A 17,827-nucleotide genomic window follows, 5' to 3' on the forward strand; every position below is an offset into this window, starting at 1 on the left:
TGATATACCAGATTACATATTTCGACACACCTCGATTTAGAGGAGGGAGGAATATGACTGGTTTCAAAAGGCCGAAATTGCTTGCGCAAACGGTGCTGGACCACCTACGCAATTTGATCGTGCAAGGGGATCTTAAGCTCGGAGAGGCGATCTCTGAGCGGCAGCTCGCCGAGCGATTGCAAGTGTCCAAAACGCCGGTACGAGAAGCTCTCGCGCAATTGCGCTCAGAAGGTCTGGTGCAGATCTTTCCGCAAAAAGGTGCTTTTGTTTTCACGCTTGGAGGCGATGAGGTTGCCAAGCTTTGTGATTTCCGGCTTCCCATCGAAATCGCAGCGGCAAAGCTGGCATGTCAGCGCGATCTTCACGGTGTTCGCGATGAACTTGCAAAAGTTGTTTGTGAGATGCGCGACGCGCTTTCACGAGGGGACACGAGAGCTTACCTCGATCTCGATACCGCCTTCCACAGCGTGTTCCTAAATCACTGCGGCAATCCCTATTTGGTTGATACTTATAAGCGGTTTGCCGGAAAAATCGCTGCGTTACGCACGCACCTTGCCGTGAAGCCGTTCCACACAAAGCTGTCGATGCAGGAGCATGAAGAAATCCTGGAATCATTGGACGGCGGCTCGATAACACAAACCATTAACATCCTCAGTCATCACATCGACCGCACCCGCGTGACCTATTCGGTCGGAGTGCATGACATTGCAGCTGCGGATTTTGTTGATGTTGGGAAGGCCAGCTAGATGATCGCCACAGAACCTCTTATCGAATTGAAGGGCGTTGCCAAGAGTTTTGGCTCCAACAAGGTCATTCATCACATCGATTTCGACCTTCAGCCAGGTGAAATTCACGCGCTTGTAGGTGAAAACGGTGCTGGAAAATCGACTTGCCTCGGCATGATGTATGGCTTGCACCAGTCGGATGCCGGTTCGGTATATTTGTCAGGCAAACAGACCATTATCGAAAATCCCGCGCATGCCCAAAGGCTTGGTATTGGCTGTGTGTTCCAGGAATTAAGCCTTGCGGGCGGCCTGTCGGTCGCTGAGAACATCTATGCAGGCCACGCGCCATCGCGCGGTGGAATTGTGGACTGGAAGAAACTGCGCAAGAGTGCAGCCGATCTTTTGGCCGAATTCAATCTTGATATCGATGTCAAGATGCCGGTGGACCGGCTGCCCATAAGCTCCCGCCAAGTCGTCGAAATCGCCAAGGCCTTATCACTGAGTTCTCAGGTCATTCTGCTGGATGAGCCAACATCCGCTCTGACACCGGATGAAGTGAGTTCGCTCTTTACGATTTTGCGCAAGCTGACCGAGCGCGGTATCGGCATTGTATATGTTAGCCATCATATGTCGGAGATTTTCGAAATCTCGGACCGCATCACGGTGCTGCGGGACGGCCGGAAAATCAGCACGCGCAAACCTTCCGAAACGAGCGAAAACGAGATTGTCACGGAAATGATCGGGGGGCAGATGCCGACCGGCGGAGAAGCGTCCGGCTCGGCATTGGGTGAGGTGGTTTTGGAAGCCAAGAACCTTTCGTTTCCAGGTGTTTATGAAGATGTCTCCTTGACCCTGCGAAAGGGAGAAATTGTCGGCCTCGCTGGATTGATGGGCTCCCGCCGCAGCGTTATTGCCAAGGCATTGACTGGCCTGTTTTCTTCCAGAAGCGGATCGCTGAACGTGAAAGGCAAGGACGTTCATTTCTCGTCCCTCCCCCAAGCTATGGCCGCGGGCCTTGGGTACGTTCCGGAAGAACGCAAAACGGATGGTTTGTTTCTCGATCACTCTGTCCGCGACAACTTGATCGCGGCCAGTCTCGGCAAGCACACATCAAACGGTTTATTCAAACTCGCATCTGCGCGAACGGCAACGTCCGAGGCGATCAAGAGGTTCTCGGTAAAAACCAAGGATCAAGACACTGCAATTCGGTACTTGTCCGGCGGCAACCAGCAAAAAATCATGCTGGCTAAGTGGCTGGAAACGGACCCGGATATTTTGATCATCGATGAACCGACGAAGGGCGTTGATGTCGGTGCGAAGTTCCAAATTCATGATGAACTGCGCAAGCGGGCCGAGGACGGTATGGCGATCCTAGTTGTGTCCTCTGACTTTCCCGAACTTGCCGCATTAACCAACCGGATTGTTGTTGTCCGAGAGGGCAAGCTTGCCGGGGAAGTCAGGGCGGAAAACGCCACAGATGAATCAATTCTCAGACTAGCCGCGGGCGTGGATGCCTCTTCGGCAACCACTTTTACCCAAGATGCGGAGGCCGCACTCCAATGAGCCTACAAACTTTAAATGAAACTGCCAGTCCTTCGCTGACCGGCCGTATCCTCTCAGCGTGTCTTCACACCCGTGAAGTGACATTGATCCTAATGATCCTGGCGATCGTCGTCGTGATGTCCTTTGTGTCGCCGTACTTCCTGAGCGCCAGTAATTTCCGCGCTGTCGCGGTTGGGATGACGCCGACTGCAATCATTGTGATCGGTATGGCCATCTTGCTGGCGTCCGGCGGCTTCGACTTGTCGGTGGGCTCGGTAATGGCCTTGTCGAGTACAGTTGTTGCTTTACTTCTGCTGGCCGGTGTTCCAATTCCAGTTGCCATTGTTCTCGGACTGGTCCTCGGGGCGGTTGCGGGGCTGGTCAACGGCATCCTGATCACGGCGGTGGGCATCAACCCGCTGGTCGCGACCTTGGGCACCATGTCGATCGCCCGCGGCATTGCGCTTGTCTTGACCGAGGGTTTTTCCGTAAGCAGCCTGCCGGCAGCCTTCGGTTATGCAGGCAAAGCCAGCGTTTTCGGAATTCCGCTGCTGGTTGTTCTGACCTTGTCGCTGATTGTCCTTTTTGACCTGGCAGTCCGGCACACCCGCTTCTTCCGCCAGATCTACTTCATCGGGGCCAATGAGAAGGCCGCTATGCTGTCGGGAATTGCCGTCAACCGGGTGCGCATCATCGCTTATGTCCTGACCGGCATTCTTGCTGCACTGGCCGGCGTACTCCTTGCGTCCCGCTTGATGAGCGGGACACCGACGGCGGGCAACGCGTTGGAGCTGCAGGTATTGGCAGCAGCTGTGATCGGCGGAGCCTCCTTGCGCGGCGGTGAAGGCACGATCCTCGGCGCGTTCCTCGGGGTCGTCTTTGTCGCGTTGATCAACAACGCCATGACCATGCTGGCTGTCTCCATCTACTGGCAGATGATCGTCATTGGCGCCGTGCTCGTCTGCGCCGTCGCCCTCGACATGCTGGTCCGGCGCAAAGTCACCTAATCCCAAATCTCAGTTGGTCCAATCACTCGGGAGGAACCCATGACCAATATTATACTGAACCGTAGAAAACTTCTGGCAGGTGCCGGTGGCTTAAGCCTTGCCGGTATGAGCCTACCGCATATTTCCAGTGACGCGCTGGCCGCTGGTGCAGGGAAGGAATATGTTTTCCTGTCCATCGTAACCCAGGTGCCGTTCTGGGCGGATCACCGGGCGGCTCTTAAAGACCTTGAGGAAGTCCTCGACATCAAAACGACCTTCACCGGTCCTCTGGACTTCGATACCGCTGCTCAAGCGCGCCAGCTTGATGAACTGATCGCCCGCCGTCCGGCCGGCATCCTGATTTTCCCGGGAGATCCGGCGACACTCGCGCCAGGCATTGAGCGGGCAGTTGAGGCCGGTATTCCGATCACCACATGTATTGGCGATGTGCCGCAAAGTCCGCGTTCGTCCTTCCTTGGTATCAACGGCTTTGAAGCCGGCAAGGTCGGCGGCGAGCTCCTGGCTGAAGCCATTGGCGGCAAGGGCAAGGTACTGCTGGGCACATTCCCGGCGCCATCCACTTTGGAACGTGTGGAAGGCTACAAAGCGGTCTTCAAAGAAAAATATCCGGACATCGAAGTTGTTGACGTGGTCAACGACCGCGCCGACCCGTCCTATGCTCCGACCGCCTACCTTCAAGGCATCCAGGCCCACCCGGACATCGTTGGTATTGGCGGCACGGACGGCGACAGTGGCAAGGGGGCTGCAATCGCAGTTCATGAGGCTGGCCGGGCTGGCGATATTAAGATCGTCGCAATGGACCGCAATGACGACATGCTGCCGTACATTGAAGATGGCACCATCCATGGGGCGGTCGCCCAAAAATCCTACCTGGAAGCCTATCTCGCCGTTCACATGATGCACTGGCAGAACACGGAAGGCCTCAAAGTTGTTCCGGATTGGAAATCGGCCAACATCAACCCGTTGCCGGAGCAGGTGGTCACCGGTGTGATGACAATCACCAAAGACAACGTGAACCAATTCAAACACGTTTAAACATACCCAAAGGCGCACAGTCTCCCTCCTGTGCGCCGACTTCTTTCCGGATTGTCATGTCTTCCAGCTCCCTTTGGCAACGCCTGCCGTTGACCGCCGGAGATCTTGAACTCAGCCTGCTGCCTGGCATCGGTGGTCGGGTGATGGATGTCTGTTACCGCGGCCAGTCCCTGCTTTTTGAAAACCCTGATTCAAAAGAAATCTTGCCGGACTTGGACGCACTGGAGAAGGTCCCGAGCCGGGCAAAACACTTGCCGTTCCCGTTGTGGGGTGGAGAAAAAACATGGGTCGCGCCTCAAGCCAATTGGCCGCAAGAGGCCCCTCATCCAGTCTTGGACTCAGGCGTTTATTCCCATGAGTTCATGTCATCATCAAAAGTGAAGATGGTGAGCGCAGTTTGTCCTTTGAGCGGACTGCAAGTGACCCGAGTCGTTTCTATTGGTGAATACGGCACAACGTGGACCGTTGAACATCAGCTTACCAACCGTTCCGATGCCTCTGTAACAACCGGGATCTGGTCTGTGATGATGATCGAAAGGCCGGTAAGTATTCGCTTTCAGGCGCGGGCTGCGGAAGAGTATACGGCCATGATGGGGGATCCTGCGCTGTTCCTTTCCAGCGCAACGCAATTTGATGAAATCCGCTGCGAAAACGCTCAAGAATTTAAACTGGGTGTCCATCTCATGTCTCCTCGCGCTGCAGTTCATATTCCAGTTTCCGGCAACGTCATCGTCTTGGAGACACAGATATCGGAATTGAGATCCGCCGATTGCTATGCGCATGGCCATGCACTCGAAGTCTACAATTCCGGGCACTACAACTACGCCGAACTGGAATGGCACAGCCCCTTGGCCGAATTGGCACCTGGTCAGTCAGTGGCTGTCAGTATCATCCATTCAATCAGGGAGTTTGCTTCATGAGCAAGCGGGTTATGATCACCGGAGCGTCAGGGCACCTTGGAGGCAAGCTCTTTGATCACCTGAAAACAGAGACCGACTGTCATCCAATTGGATTGGATATCCGCGAAACCAACAGGCCCGATTGCCACGTAGCGGATTTCTCTGCACCTGGAGATTGGATCGAGCTTCTTGACGGTACAGATGTCATCGTCCATTTGGCAGCCGATCGCAGCCCGGATGCCAGTTGGGGCTCGTCTATCGAAAACAACATGAATGCCACTCTCAATCTTCTCCATGCTGCGGCCAAGCATGACGTAAAACGATTTGTTTTTGCGAGTTCCAACTGGCTGCATGGCGGATACCGGTTTTCAAAGGAGCTGCTGACACCGGATTTGGAGCCAAAACCGGTCAATGCCTACGGCGTCTCCAAGCTGTTTGGAGAGCGCCTTGGCGAATATTTCTCGCGTGAATATGGGCTTTCTTTCATAAGCATGCGGATTGGCTGGACACAGTGGACCCACGGCAACCGGCCTGGCCGGCATATGGCCATGGGACGGTGGGGCCAGGAAATGTGGCTCAGCGACCGGGATTATCTCAACGGCATGACATGTGCCGTTCAGGCCGAAGATGTGAATTATGCTGTCCTCAATTTAATCTCGGACAACGCCGGTATGCGCTGGGATCTTGAACCCACGCGCGCCGTTATTGGTTATGTTCCGATGGACAGTTGGAAAGCCGATGTACCGGCGGCGATGGCCGCAAAATCCTGGCTTTTGAAACAGGTAACAACAACATTTCCCGCGTGGTTCAAGGCGCGGTTTCCGGATTGGTAAAACCCATCGAATGCGGCTGTACAAGTTTCGCGTCACACTGATTCTACGCTTCAGGGAGAGCTGCATTTCCACATAGCAAGTGCTTTGTGCCTTTTCAAAAGTCTGAATCTGGCATACCAGATAGCCAGTTACCTTGTGTTGGATTGGTTTGAGGCATTTGAAATGGTGATTGAGCGCCCAAAATCACTGCGAGATCTGGTTTTGGATAATTTGCGCCGTCGCATCGTCAGTGGGCAGCTGGCAATGGGGCAAGCCTTGTCTGAACGCAAGATCTCAGACGATCTACAAGTGTCCAAAACGCCAGTCAGAGAAGCACTCGCCCAGTTGCGTGAAGAAGGTCTCGTTGAGATTGAGCCTCAAAAGGGAGCCAAGGTCTTCACACTGACGGGCGATGAAGTCGACCAGATCTGTGATTTCCGGCTAACCATTGAGCTGGCTGCATTCAAACATGCCTTGTGGAACGACCGGGACGCGCTGGTTGAGGATATGAGCAAAATTGTAGCGGATATGCACGAGGAACTGTCCAAGGGTGAGGTCGAATCCTACTTGGATCTGGACACAGAATTTCACCGCTTGGCCTTTAAGTACTGCGGCAACGAGTATCTCGCTTCGAGCTATGAGCGATATGAAGGCAAGATAGCGGCGCTGCGTACCCATATGGCGGCACTTCCAGATCACACCATCAAATCAATGCAGGAGCATCGTGATTTGCTCGAAGTGTGCAGAAATCGCGATTTGGACCGGCTCCAGGACGTGTTGAAAACTCACTTCAATCGGACCCGGGATTGCTACGCTCAGACACTCGGCTAGTAAGCGGTTTCTTGATTGGTAATCCGAATCTTATCCAATTTTGCTGCGGTCGCAGGGGTATTGTTCAGCATGTTTAGAGCCCGCATTGCGGCGCAGGCCGCGCCATAGCCGTTGTCAATATTGGTGACCGTCAATCCGGGAGAGCAGCTGGCCAGCATGGCGTTCAGTGCGGTTTCGCCGCCGCGTGCAGCGCCGTAACCTGTTGAGCTGGGGACGCCAATAACGATTGAGGGAATAAGCCCCGAAAGGACTGTTGGCAGGGCTGCGTCCATTCCGGCTACGGCAATCACAACAGGCATGGCGGCAATATCCTTTACCCGTTCCAGTAAACGCCAGAGACCTGCCACGCCGACATCCTGAATCAACAGGCTGGAATGGCCGTGAAAGGCCAGCGTTTCTTGAACCTCCAAGGCGACGGGGGCATCCGAGGAGCCGCCGGAAACAATGGCGGTTTGAGGTGGGCCGGGTATATCCGCAACCTCGCCTTGAACAGCAATGCAGGCGTCCCGGCGGTACCTCAGCAGATCTCTCTGGGGCGCAGGAATGGCGTCAAACTTCTCAAACGACAGACGGGTGTAGAGCCGCCGAATGTTCTCCGCTTGGCTCATCCGGATGATATCTCCGATCTGGTCAACCGTCTTTTGCTCGCACAAGACAGCTTCTTCGACACCCGTGCGGGCACGGCGCTGTTCATCCATGATGATGGCTGGGAAATGGGTCATCCTGTTTCCGTCAAGAATGCGCTGCCGCGCTGATAAGGAATGGTGGGCAGAAGCGTGTCTCCGGGACCAAGAAACGGCTGGGCCAGGCTCGAGAGGGTGGACGAGCAGATAGTCGCCAATTCTTCTGCATCAAACTCGATCTGATATCCTTCAGGCCTCAATCGGCACCGAACATCAATGCCCGGATAAACCGCATGGAGTGCCGCCTCTATCTTTTCGATACGGTTCAACTGGTCCGGTTCTATCCGGAGACCTGTGGTGATCCGGCTGGACAAACAAGGCGAAGCTGGAAGATCCGCCAGGTCCCCAAGACCAGCTTTGCGGGCCAGCTCGCGGATCTGGTCTTTGCCGATACCGGCTTCCACGAACGGGTGCCGGACATTTTTTAGTGAGGCAGCTTTGAGACCAGGCCGGAAATCTTGCAAGTCATCCAGGTTTGTGCCCGACAAAATAGGCAGGCTGGAGTGCTTCGACAAAGCGTTGTAGAGGTTGTTTTTACAATAAAAACAGCGATTTATCGGATTGCTCCGGTAGTTTGAGTTTGAAAATTCCTTGGCGTCCAGGATGGTCAAAGGCCAACCCAACTGCATGGCAAGTTGACGGACGCGTTCTGTCGCCGCACGGGGGACTGCAGGCGACACTGCATGAAACACCCTGCTTTCCGGCGACTGCGGAACAGCGATTGCAGCCAATGTCAGGCTGTCGATTCCGCCACTGACAGCCAAAGCAGCAGGACCGATTTCTGTAAGAATTCCAGTGAGCAGTGGCGTCATTTGTTTAGACCTGCCACGTCTCTGACGGCATTAAGGCGCGCGCTGTCGGATAAAGCCTGGCGCTCAGCATGATTGTTGCCGTTTGCTTTCAGGTCATCCATTTCCGCTTTGACAGTCAAAACCCCGCCAGGACGTTCAGCGAGTTTCACACCGATACCATCGAAAAAGGCTTCTTTGCGCATTAGGGTGGTGCGTTCCAGAATATGCCGGCGGACAGCCAAAGTGGTTGTTTGTGCAAAACATGCTTGGGTGACCATGTGTTCGTCCGGCAAGTCGCACAGGATGCGTATGCCAGACGCCTGGCGCCCCTTTTTTCCGACAATCGGTACGCTCATAACGTCTCGGACTCCCTGTGTCTGACGGATTTCGTCCAAACCGGCGGCAAGGTCCTCAGGAGTTTGATCGTCGATTTCAAAGGCCAGCTGCACTATCGTTTCGCGTTGAGGCGCGTTCATACTGCCAAGCTGTATGGCCCTGACAATGTTGGGAATAGTGTCCAGTTTCCGTGTGCCAAAGCCGGTCCCGGAGTGCTGTAAATGAGTTGGATTCTCAGGCCAGCCAGTTCCCGGTTGAAGGTGGGCCAGGATAGCCGCTCCGGTGGGGGTAATCCGTTCGCCCGGAACTCCGTCATCAAACACGGGCAATCCAGATAAGAGGATCAATGTTGCCGGAGCGGGAATTGGCAAGATGCCATGTTGGGTCTTCACCCGGCCAGAGCCGACCGGAACTGGTGAACACGACCAGCTTGCAGGGCTGAGAGCATCAATCAAAACGGCTGCAGCGACAATATCAATGATGGAATCCAGTGCACCAACTTCATGGAACGCGACCTTGTCAACCGAGACACCATGGACCTGTGCTTCTGCTTTGGCCAAGAGGCAAAAGATGTCCAAGGCCCGGGAATGGACATTAGCGGCGAGCCCGGATGTTTCCAAAAGGCAGCGGATGTCTTTGAAATGTGTATGCGCGTGTCCCAATGCTGCGTCTTGACACTCTATGCCGAGACCAGAACCGGTCAGAACGCCGTCACCCCGGCTTTCCCGCCAAACCCTCCCAGGTTTGTTCAAAGGCAAAGAGGCGATTGCGTTTTGAACGAGAGGTTCCAGTCCCGGGCGCATGTCCAAAAGAGCTCCGGCAAACATATCTCCAGAAAGACCGCCGACTAAATCCAGATGAATATGCAAGTCAGTTTCCCTTGCGCTCTGATGCGGGGATCAGCTCCTCGTAGACTTCGACTCCGCGGAAAATGTGCCGCCGAAGAACAGATTTCGCCTTGCGCGTCTGATTGTTCTTGAGGGCTTCCAGTATCGCGCTGTGTTCTTCAACCACATAGTCAGTCCGCTTGTTTCCTTGTGAGAGATGGGTCCTGAGTGTTGCTACCTTGCTGGCCGCCATTTGATAGGACGCTGACACATAGGCGTTGCCTGCATGATGGAAGAGACAGTCATGAAAGGCCGTGTCTAACGCTGTGAAACGCTTGAAATCAGCGGTGTCATAGACCTCTAGCATGTCTCGCAGATTATCAGCCATGTCTTCCAACAGCTGCTGCCGTGCGCGGTCGAGTGCCATATCCATAGCGACACTCTCCATGGCGTAGCGAAAGGAGCACAGTTGAACGATACAGTCCCGCGTCATGGAGAAAACAAAAGCACCCCGCTGAGGGTAGGTAACGACCAGCCCTTCTTTCTTCAGCAACGACAATGCTTCGCGAATAGGCGTTTTACTGATACCCAAGCTTTTCGTCAGCTTCGCTTCCGGCAAAGCTTCTCCTAGGTCGAAATCACCCTCGATAATCGCTTTGCGAATCTGTTCGGCTGCGCTGTCGCTCAGTGCCGTCGGACGTTTTATCGCCCCTGAAATACTCTCGCTCACAATTTGCCTCCCTTGTCAGCGGCGAACATAGCAGAAAAATATTTGCAGCGCCATATTCGATCTGGTATACCAGATTTCAGAGCGTATCTTTGATGCGCCTATCTCAACATTGGGAGGATACCTTGATTAGGAAATTGGCAATTGCTCTGGGTGTGGCTGCTGTAGGTTTCAGCACCGTCGCGTCCGCGGAAACGTTGTTGCGTATCGGTCATGGCGCCAACGAACAGTATCACATGCATCGCGCTTTGCTTCATTTTGAGAAGCTTGTTGAAGAAGGATCCAACGGGGAGATCGACGTTCAAATCTTTCCGTCTTCGCAGCTTGGACCAGACCGTGAAATGATCGAAGGCGTCCAGTCCGGCGTTCTTGAAATGGCGGTTTCGCCGTCTTCTTTTTTTGCTGGTTGGGACCCTGCTTTTGCAGTGATTGAACTCCCCTACATGTACGCCAGCAAGGACATCGCGTTAAAGGTTCTCAACAGCGAAGCCGGTGACGACATGCTGGCAAGATTGAACGATCAGGGTGTCGTAGGTCTGGGTTGGTTGGAAAATGGCCTACGCCATGTGACCAACAACGTCCGCCCGATCAAGGCTCCAGCCGACCTTGATGGTGTGAAGCTACGGACAATGAAGGTTCCGGCGCATGTTGCAACGTTCAAGGCGCTCGGCGCGAACCCAACACCGATGAACTTCGGCGAAGTCTATTCCGCGCTGCAACAGGGTGTGATTGACGGGCAGGAAAACCCGATCGCATTGATCGACAGCCAGCGCTTCTATGAAGTTCAAAAGCATGTGTCCCTGACCGGTCACGTGTTTACCGTGTACATTCCGGTCGTCAGTCAATCTTTCTTCTCCAGCTTGTCTGCCGAGCATCAGCAATTGCTTCGAGATTCAATTGCTGCAGCTGAAGCCCATCAGCAGCAATTGGTCAATTCCGAAGAAGCTGGTCAGCTTGAAAAGATCAAGGAAGCCGGTGTGAACGTTGTTGATCTGAGCGAGGAGCAGCGTCAGGTCTTTTCTGAGCAAACCAAAAGTGTTCGTGCAGAATACCGCGACCAGGTTGGTGCAGAAGCCTTTGATGCCTGGGTTGCCGCAGTGACCGCAAACACCGGCAATTAAGCCGATCTCATCTGCATAAGTATTTGAATTGGCCGGACCATCAGTCCGGCCAATTTTGAAAAAATCGGGAGGGTAATATGACGGTGCTCCGTTGGATGGACGCCAATGCTGAACGCTACTTGGCCGCAGCTCTGCTTGCATTCATCGTGCTGTTAATCAGCTTCAACGTCGTCATGCGGTATGTTTTTAACGCGTCGCTATCCTGGGGCGAGGAGCTGACCTTATGGACTTTTGTCTGGTTCATTTGGATCGCGGTCAGTTACGGCTTTCACAAGCGGGAGCATATCCGGATTACTGTGTTAAAGGACCAGCTTCCGGACCGCGTTCAACTGATGCTGGACATGCTGGTTGATGTCCTAATCCTGATGTTCTTGACCCTCCTGACCTATGAGTGCCTGAAACTCATTCAGTTACCCTATGTGGCAAAGCAAAAGTCGGTGGTGCTCGGGCTTCCCATTCCAATCCTCTATGCATCAGCGCCGGTTGGCGCTGCGCTTTCATCCATTCGCGTTGTCCAACACTTGTTGAGCACTGTGTCTGAGTTCCGGGGTTCCAGCAGCGGGCAAGTCTCATGATTGCGGCAGTTCTTTTTATCTCCCTCATCGTCCTGTTGTTTATGAGTGTTCCAATCGGAATTTGCCTTGGGCTGGCAACGATGATCGTCATGCTGTTTGTGGACGGTGCGCCGCCTCTAGTCTTGCTGGCCCGGTCTGTCGTGACCGGGGCCGACTCCTTTCCTCTGGTTGCCGTGCCGCTGTTCGTTCTGGCGGGGGATCTGATGCAAAGCGGGGGCATGTCGCGTCGCCTGGTTGCCTTCGCGAATGCTTTGATTGGTCATATTCGGGCCGGTCTTGCGTATGTGAACGTTTTGGCCTGTGTTTTCTTTGCAGCCATCTCAGGCTCCTCGCCTGCAACAGTCGCTGCCATCGGATCAAACATGATCCCTGAAATGGAGAAGGTCGGCTACAGCCGCAGGTTCAGCAGTGCGCTGACGGCCTCTTCCGGAATGATTGGAGTGATGATCCCACCAAGCATTCCTTTCATCATCTATGGTGTGACTGCTGAGGTTTCCATCGGAAAGCTGTTCCTCGCGGGCGTCATTCCGGGGCTCATGTTCGCTGTCATGTTTATGTTCGTGGCCCGCTTCCTTCTGCGCAAAGAAGAAGCGGCACTGGATGCCAAGCAGACTTTTTCGCCAGCTTCCGTGGCGTCCACCTTCCGGAAGTCCTTTTGGGCCCTCTTGGTTCCTGGGATCATTCTGGGTGGTATCTACAGCGGTGTATTCACTCCGACTGAAGCGGGTGCTGTTGCCGTTGTATATGCGGCGTTTGTCGGCATCTTTATCTACAAGGACATCAAAGTGTCAGAACTGCCGGGTGTTTTGGCGCAGAGTGCCTTGACCAGTGGCACCATCCTGGTTCTGGTGGTAATGGCTGCCGCCTTTGGCCGTCTGGCAACCTTGGCTCAAATTCCGGCACAGTTGGCCAGCGGGCTGACCAGCATTTCAGACAACCCGATCTTGATCCTTCTCCTGATCAACTTGCTGCTCCTGCTGATCGGCATGTTCATGGAGACCATCTCCTCGATCATAATCATGACGCCGATCTTGCTCCCGGTTGCGGCTGCAATCGGAGTTGATCCAATCGTATTCGGCGTGATTTTAACTGTGAATCTGGCCATTGGGTTCTGCACGCCGCCGCTCGGGGTGAATCTGTTTGTGGCCAGCGGAATTTCTGGGGTGTCGATCGAACGCCTCAGTGTTGCAGTGCTGCCGTTTTTTGCTGGTATGTTGCTACTGCTGATGGCAGTTACCTATGTTCCAGCACTTTCTTTGACGCTCCCGTCCTTGTGGTAGCGTCATGGATCTTGGACCTATTGATGTAACCATTGAGGGCGGGATGGACTATCCCTTTCCGCCTCTCATTCCGGTCGCCCAGAGGTTTGCAAGGCCGCGTCTTACGGATGTGGAAGGGGTGATCCGGTCCGAAGTGGCGCGTATTGTAGCGGCAGATCTGGCAGGGAAACGGATCGCGATTACAGTTGGCAGCCGGGGTATCGCTGAGCTGCCCAGAGTTATCAAAGCCCTGATTGTTGAACTTCGCTTACGGAACGCTGAGCCGTTCATTGTTCCGTCAATGGGCAGCCATGGCGGCGCAACAGCGGCGGGCCAGGTCAAGGTTCTGGAGGGATATGGAATAACCGAAGCCTCGGTTGAGGCGCCGATCCATTCGTCCATGGATGTGGTTCTGGTCGATCGTTTGGAAGATGGCACACCGCTTTATCTCGACAAATACGCCTATGAAGCCGATGGCATCGTCATCGCCAACAAGGTCAAACCGCATGCCGATTTCAAGGGGCAATATGAGAGCGGCTTAGTCAAGATGCTCTGTGTTGGCCTTGGCAAACACAAGGGCGCTGTGGCGCTCCACGATCACGGATTTGGCAGGTTTCACAACCTGTTGCCAAAGGCAGCCGAACGCCTTCTGACGAAGGTCCCGGTTCTGTTTGGTCTTGCTGTTCTGGAAAACGCCTATGACGATCTGATGCATCTGGAAGCTATTCCAGCTGATCAAATCATGCACCGTGAAAAGGACCTTCTGGAAACAGCCAAAGCCTCCATCGGCCGGCTGCAGTTTCCCGAAATTGATGTTCTGATTGTGGACGAGATCGGCAAAAACATCAGTGGCGAGGGCATGGATCCCAATGTCACGGGTCGCCCGGGATCGCGCCTGCCAGGGTTCGATGCGCCGGACATTCAGAAGATCGTTGCGCTGGATGTCACCCCTCAGTCCTACGGAAATGGGGTTGGGATTGGCAGTGCTGACCTTACCACCCGGCGCTGTGTCGAGAAGATCAATCTGGGTGCTATGTACACGAACGCCATCACAGCGACCATCTTGGAACCGGCCAAACTTCCGATGATCTTGAACTCGGATCGCGATGCCATTTGTGTGGCTTTGAAAACCTGCAACCGGATCACGCCTGACACTGCAAAAATCGTGCGGATCAAAAACACGCTTGAGGTGGAAAAAATCTCCGTTTCCCCGGCACTTTTGCCTCATGTGCAGACAAGCGGCGACTTTGATGTGCTGGGTCAACCCGAAACGATCAAGTTCGATCATTCCGGTAGAATTATCTAACCGGCCTTTGGCCATCAGATTTCTTGTTTCTTTTTGGCGCCGAACAGGATCGCAGTTGGTGTCGGAATGTTCGAAAGGCACTCTGGCCCGCATAACATTCCATTGCTCTGATCAATCTTGAAAACCGCGACGGTTCCGCTGTTTTGATTGCCAACACACAGGAACCTGCCGGTTGGGTCAATTTCCATCGTTCTTGGGATTTCGCCGCCCGTGCTAACCCAGTCCAGCACAGAAAGCTGGCCGGTTTGCTGATCAATGGAATAGATAACAATCGAGTTCATGCCGCGATTGCTTGCGTAGAGCCATTTTCCAGTTGGATGGATGGAAATTGCGGCTGCAGTGTTTGTTCCATCCGGCACTTTTCCAGGATTGATGGGGTCTGAAACAGCTCGCTTAAAGGCTGTATCCGCCGGCAAGGTGGATGCAGTCTGCCGCCACAAAAAAGAGCCGCGTTTCAGGTCACAGTCAAAAACGTCAATCGAAGATGATAGTTCGTTCAAAAGATAGGCCTTTCGGCCTTCTGGATCGAAGGTCATGTGGCGCGGCCCATGGCCGCTGGCAGTCGGTATGAAAGGCAGGTCGGATGTTTCCAGCGAACCTGTTTCGTGATCCAGCTTCCAACTCCAGACGCGATCCAACCCCAAATCAACTCCGAAGACCCTGAGCCTGTGGGGATCGCTCGCGATCATATGTGCGTGCGGCCCTTCTTGCCGGCCGGCATCATGGCCTTGCATGTGCAGCCCAGGATTTGCCCGAAAACACATCTCCGACAGACTGCCGTCTTTATGAATTTCAAAGACTGCAAAAGAACCTGAGCCATAATTGGCTGCCATCAAGTATTTGCCAGAAGGGTGAACACTGCAGTGGCAAGGCCAGGTTCCGTTGGTTTTTTGTGTGTTCAAAAAAGTTAAACTGCCAGTCGACGGATCTATCCGGTATGCGCTGACCCGGCCGAGCGGAGAGCCGTTTTCATCTTCGCCAAGTTCATTGACACTATAGAGAAACGTCCTGTTGGGATGGAGTGTCAAATAGGACGGGTTTTCGGCTTCCACCACATGAAATGGCGTGAGCGTACCGGTGTCCGTCATACAGCAAATATAGATGCCCTCCGCTGTTGAAGGTGCCAGCCCGCCTGGCGCTGTGTGAGGAGCGGTAAACGTACCCACGTAGACAAACCGGTTCTCTTGGGAGGGAGACGGAAGAGAGGAATTGTCTGGCATCCAAAATCGCCTGCTGGTTGCTTCGATGAAATAATAAGACCATGCAACACCGGAACACGGCGCCGCGCCTGTTTAAACCTCAATATCTAGCTGGATGCCAATTCCTTCTTGCGGCTCAACCAAAAACTGATCAAGTCAGAAGATTGCGCCAGAAGAATAGTGAGCAAGATGCCGCCATAGAGGATCTGCCGCCAGGATGACGGGATCTGGATGACCGCCAGTGTGCTTTGCAAGAGCGTTACAATCAGCACTCCGATCAGAACGGCCAGAATCTGTCCACTGCCGCCTGTGATCCGTGTGCCGCCAAGAACGACAGCTGCAATTGCCGGCATCAGATAGACGCTGCCCATGTCCTGAAACGCCTTGCCGGAAAAGCCTGTCAGCATCGATGCTCCGAAGCCATAACACATGCCTGCGGCCATAAAGACGCCGATGATCACGAACGGCGTGCGGACGCCGGAGAGATAGGCTGCCCCTTCTGAAAAGCCGATGGCCTCAATTTCCCGGCCAAGACGAGACCGCTTGAGCAGAAGCGCCAGCAGCAAAATCGCGGCAAGGGCTGCAAGCACGGAGTTGGGAATAAAGGGCAGCGCGCTTTGTGCCCCTAGAAATGTCATTGCACCGGTTGCTTGGGACTGCGGAGCAAATCCGCCCGTAAGCAACACCATCAGGCCCATCAGGATCGAGTTAACACCAAGAGTGAAAATGATTGAGGGGATGCGCATCAGCGCGACTCCAATGCCGTTGAAGAGGCCAATCAAGGCACCGACCGCAATTGCAATCGGGATTGCCATCGGGCCGCCGATTGTGGTTGCCAGCATGGCGCAGGTTGTGATCGCCCAGGGCAGAGAGAGATCGATCTGACCGATCTTAATCACCAGAAACGCTCCGACCGCAAACATTGCCAGGAAAGAGGCGGACTGAAGCTGAAGAAGCAGGAAGTCAGGTGACAGGAATGGCGGTGTTTCGCCCCTCGAAAGCAGAATGCCGCTGGCAACGATCAGAAGAACGGAGACAACCCCGCAACTCAGCCAGACTGAACGCCAGATGTCATGGGTTTCCCGCGACCGGGTGGCTTGGCCGAGGACATTTAGCCGGTTCTTGGTCCGAAGCGCCTGGGCTGCTCCGATCGAGATTGCGGCCAGAAGTACGACACCCTCAAACAAAGGCTGGATCAACGGGCTTGCTTCAATGATCCAGAGAATATGATCGGTCACCCGGATGATGCTGCCCATCATGGATAGAAGATAGGAGCCGAAGACGGCCCCGATGATGCTGCCGACCCCGCCAGCAAGCGATGTTCCGCCAATGACCGAGGCGGCCAGCGAGTTTAGCGTGTAATAACCGGACTGAATGGCATTAGCATCGCCAGTCAGCGTCAGAGCGGCGAGGAAGATCCCGCCAAAGGCCGCAAACAATCCGCCAATCGCATAGGCAAGGACACTTGCCTGCTGAACCGGGAGACCGGATATCTGGGCGGAATTCTTGTTGGATCCGACGGCTATGATCGTCCGGCCGAGCATGCCGTATCGGATTGGCGCCCAGACAAAGAAAATAACGGCGGCAATTGCAATCAATGCGCTTGGAATATTGCCGAGAAAGGTACTGGCCAGCGGTTCGGGCAGCCAGACATCGGCTTCATAGGTCAGATAATCTGCAAAGGCTTCATTGACGTCGCCGCCCGGGCGGGGGCGGATCGCAAGAGCTGCGCCGGAAAAGGCCGCGCCCGTTGCCAATGTACCAATCACCGGCTGAATCCGGCCGTAGACAACGATCCAGCCATTCAACAAACCCGCAAAAAAGCCTGTCGCCAGGCACAAGACCAAACCAAGAAAAATCCCGAACGGCGAACCGTCCATGACGTGGGAGGCAACCGCGCGGACCAGAACCAGAATGGCGCCGGCTGATAAATCAATGCCGCCGGACAACAACACAATGGACTGGCCGATCGCTGTTAACGCCAGGGCGCCGCCCTGGTTGGCGTTCGTCGTAATTGTCGATGTGGCAAAGCCGCTTGGATGGAGCGCGGTATAAATCCCATAGGCCACCATCAGAAGGATGGCTGCCGTAGTTCCGCGCCCAAAAACCTGGAGCGCTTTGTCAGCAAGGTTTTTCATGTCAAATAGTCCGC

Annotated in this window: 17 protein-coding genes; 11 read left to right on the forward strand and 6 right to left on the reverse strand. The window is 54.4% G+C overall.

The window, feature by feature from the left end:
• Positions 1-53 precede the first annotated feature (53 nt).
• The 7 genes from FJ695_RS05620 to FJ695_RS05650 all read left to right on the forward strand — a co-directional run bounded on the left by FJ695_RS05620 (position 54) and on the right by FJ695_RS05650 (position 6,851).
• Positions 54-746, forward strand: coding sequence for a GntR family transcriptional regulator (locus tag FJ695_RS05620; protein ID WP_141184529.1), 693 nt, complete (start codon positions 54-56; stop codon positions 744-746).
• On the forward strand, positions 747-2,288 hold the full coding sequence (locus FJ695_RS05625; RefSeq protein WP_141184530.1) for a sugar ABC transporter ATP-binding protein: 1,542 nt from the start codon (positions 747-749) through the stop codon (positions 2,286-2,288).
• A complete protein-coding gene (locus tag FJ695_RS05630) occupies positions 2,285-3,274 on the forward strand; it encodes an ABC transporter permease (protein WP_141184531.1) in 990 nt (329 codons plus the stop codon). Before FJ695_RS05625 ends, FJ695_RS05630 begins: the two co-directional genes overlap by 4 nt.
• 39 nt (positions 3,275-3,313) lie before the next feature.
• Entirely contained in the window at positions 3,314-4,309 is a 996-nt protein-coding gene (locus FJ695_RS05635) for a substrate-binding domain-containing protein (protein ID WP_141184532.1), read from the forward strand.
• Positions 4,310-4,365: 56 nt separating this feature from the next.
• Positions 4,366-5,229, forward strand: coding sequence for a hypothetical protein (locus FJ695_RS05640; protein WP_141184533.1), 864 nt, complete (start codon positions 4,366-4,368; stop codon positions 5,227-5,229).
• Positions 5,226-6,041, forward strand: a complete 816-nt coding sequence (locus tag FJ695_RS05645; protein ID WP_141184534.1) for an NAD(P)-dependent oxidoreductase — start codon at positions 5,226-5,228, stop codon at positions 6,039-6,041. Before FJ695_RS05640 ends, FJ695_RS05645 begins: the two co-directional genes overlap by 4 nt.
• Positions 6,042-6,203: 162 nt before the next feature.
• On the forward strand, positions 6,204-6,851 hold the full coding sequence (locus tag FJ695_RS05650; RefSeq protein WP_141184535.1) for a GntR family transcriptional regulator: 648 nt from the start codon (positions 6,204-6,206) through the stop codon (positions 6,849-6,851).
• Here FJ695_RS05650 and larB read toward each other — a convergent pair.
• Genes larB through FJ695_RS05670 form a run of 4 tightly spaced genes read right to left on the reverse strand, consistent with a single transcriptional unit; the run spans position 6,848 to position 10,218 of the window.
• The gene (gene larB, locus FJ695_RS05655) at positions 6,848-7,573 is read right to left on the reverse strand and encodes a nickel pincer cofactor biosynthesis protein LarB (RefSeq protein ID WP_141184536.1); all 726 of its coding nucleotides are present in this window, start codon (positions 7,571-7,573) and stop codon (positions 6,848-6,850) included. The two genes, FJ695_RS05650 and larB, sit on opposite strands and share 4 nt — an antisense overlap.
• Positions 7,570-8,346, reverse strand: a complete 777-nt coding sequence (locus FJ695_RS05660; RefSeq protein WP_141184537.1) for an adenine nucleotide alpha hydrolase — start codon at positions 8,344-8,346, stop codon at positions 7,570-7,572. Before FJ695_RS05660 ends, larB begins: the two co-directional genes overlap by 4 nt.
• Positions 8,343-9,530 carry a LarC family nickel insertion protein gene (locus FJ695_RS05665; RefSeq protein WP_141184538.1) on the reverse strand — a complete coding sequence of 396 codons (1,188 nt, stop codon included), beginning with the start codon at positions 9,528-9,530 and terminating at the stop codon, positions 8,343-8,345. The genes FJ695_RS05660 and FJ695_RS05665 overlap by 4 nt, the downstream gene beginning before the upstream one ends.
• A gap of 1 nt (position 9,531) precedes the next feature.
• On the reverse strand, positions 9,532-10,218 hold the full coding sequence (locus FJ695_RS05670; protein ID WP_141184539.1) for a GntR family transcriptional regulator: 687 nt from the start codon (positions 10,216-10,218) through the stop codon (positions 9,532-9,534).
• Between the two features lie 122 nt (positions 10,219-10,340).
• Between FJ695_RS05670 and FJ695_RS05675 the strand changes: the two genes are divergently transcribed.
• From FJ695_RS05675 to FJ695_RS05690, 4 genes are all read left to right on the forward strand, one after another.
• Positions 10,341-11,336, forward strand: coding sequence for a TRAP transporter substrate-binding protein (locus FJ695_RS05675; protein WP_141184540.1), 996 nt, complete (start codon positions 10,341-10,343; stop codon positions 11,334-11,336).
• Positions 11,337-11,413: 77 nt separating this feature from the next.
• Complete coding sequence (locus FJ695_RS05680) at positions 11,414-11,911, forward strand: TRAP transporter small permease (RefSeq protein WP_141184541.1); 498 nt, start codon at positions 11,414-11,416, stop codon at positions 11,909-11,911.
• Entirely contained in the window at positions 11,908-13,191 is a 1,284-nt protein-coding gene (locus FJ695_RS05685) for a TRAP transporter large permease (protein ID WP_141184542.1), read from the forward strand. Before FJ695_RS05680 ends, FJ695_RS05685 begins: the two co-directional genes overlap by 4 nt.
• A 4-nt stretch (positions 13,192-13,195) precedes the next feature.
• On the forward strand, positions 13,196-14,476 hold the full coding sequence (locus FJ695_RS05690; protein WP_141184543.1) for a lactate racemase domain-containing protein: 1,281 nt from the start codon (positions 13,196-13,198) through the stop codon (positions 14,474-14,476).
• A gap of 14 nt (positions 14,477-14,490) precedes the next feature.
• On the opposite strand, the gene FJ695_RS05695 is transcribed toward FJ695_RS05690, so the two are convergent.
• Positions 14,491-15,696, reverse strand: coding sequence for a lactonase family protein (locus FJ695_RS05695; RefSeq protein WP_141184544.1), 1,206 nt, complete (start codon positions 15,694-15,696; stop codon positions 14,491-14,493).
• Positions 15,697-15,782: 86 nt separating this feature from the next.
• Entirely contained in the window at positions 15,783-17,813 is a 2,031-nt protein-coding gene (locus FJ695_RS28235) for an ABC transporter permease (RefSeq protein ID WP_141184545.1), read from the reverse strand.
• Positions 17,814-17,827: the final 14 nt, after the last annotated feature.

Origin of the sequence: Labrenzia sp. PHM005, from assembly GCF_006517275.1 — a bacterium.
Classification (GTDB): Bacteria; Pseudomonadota; Alphaproteobacteria; order Rhizobiales; family Stappiaceae; genus Roseibium.

Excerpts from the sequence above, each read along its gene's own strand:
- FJ695_RS05620 (WP_141184529.1), top strand. The coding sequence starts at position 54 with ATGACTGGTTTCAAAAGGCCGAAATTGCTTGCGCAAACGGTGCTGGAC.
- FJ695_RS05625 (WP_141184530.1), top strand. The coding sequence starts at position 747 with ATGATCGCCACAGAACCTCTTATCGAATTGAAGGGCGTTGCCAAGAGT.
- FJ695_RS05630 (WP_141184531.1), top strand. The coding sequence starts at position 2,285 with ATGAGCCTACAAACTTTAAATGAAACTGCCAGTCCTTCGCTGACCGGC.
- FJ695_RS05635 (WP_141184532.1), top strand. The coding sequence starts at position 3,314 with ATGACCAATATTATACTGAACCGTAGAAAACTTCTGGCAGGTGCCGGT.
- FJ695_RS05640 (WP_141184533.1), top strand. The coding sequence starts at position 4,366 with ATGTCTTCCAGCTCCCTTTGGCAACGCCTGCCGTTGACCGCCGGAGAT.
- FJ695_RS05645 (WP_141184534.1), top strand. The coding sequence starts at position 5,226 with ATGAGCAAGCGGGTTATGATCACCGGAGCGTCAGGGCACCTTGGAGGC.
- FJ695_RS05650 (WP_141184535.1), top strand. The coding sequence starts at position 6,204 with ATGGTGATTGAGCGCCCAAAATCACTGCGAGATCTGGTTTTGGATAAT.
- larB (WP_141184536.1), bottom strand. The coding sequence starts at position 7,573 with ATGACCCATTTCCCAGCCATCATCATGGATGAACAGCGCCGTGCCCGC.
- FJ695_RS05660 (WP_141184537.1), bottom strand. The coding sequence starts at position 8,346 with ATGACGCCACTGCTCACTGGAATTCTTACAGAAATCGGTCCTGCTGCT.
- FJ695_RS05680 (WP_141184541.1), top strand. The coding sequence starts at position 11,414 with ATGACGGTGCTCCGTTGGATGGACGCCAATGCTGAACGCTACTTGGCC.
- FJ695_RS05685 (WP_141184542.1), top strand. The coding sequence starts at position 11,908 with ATGATTGCGGCAGTTCTTTTTATCTCCCTCATCGTCCTGTTGTTTATG.
- FJ695_RS05690 (WP_141184543.1), top strand. The coding sequence starts at position 13,196 with ATGGATCTTGGACCTATTGATGTAACCATTGAGGGCGGGATGGACTAT.
- FJ695_RS05695 (WP_141184544.1), bottom strand. The coding sequence starts at position 15,696 with ATGCCAGACAATTCCTCTCTTCCGTCTCCCTCCCAAGAGAACCGGTTT.
- FJ695_RS28235 (WP_141184545.1), bottom strand. The coding sequence starts at position 17,813 with ATGAAAAACCTTGCTGACAAAGCGCTCCAGGTTTTTGGGCGCGGAACT.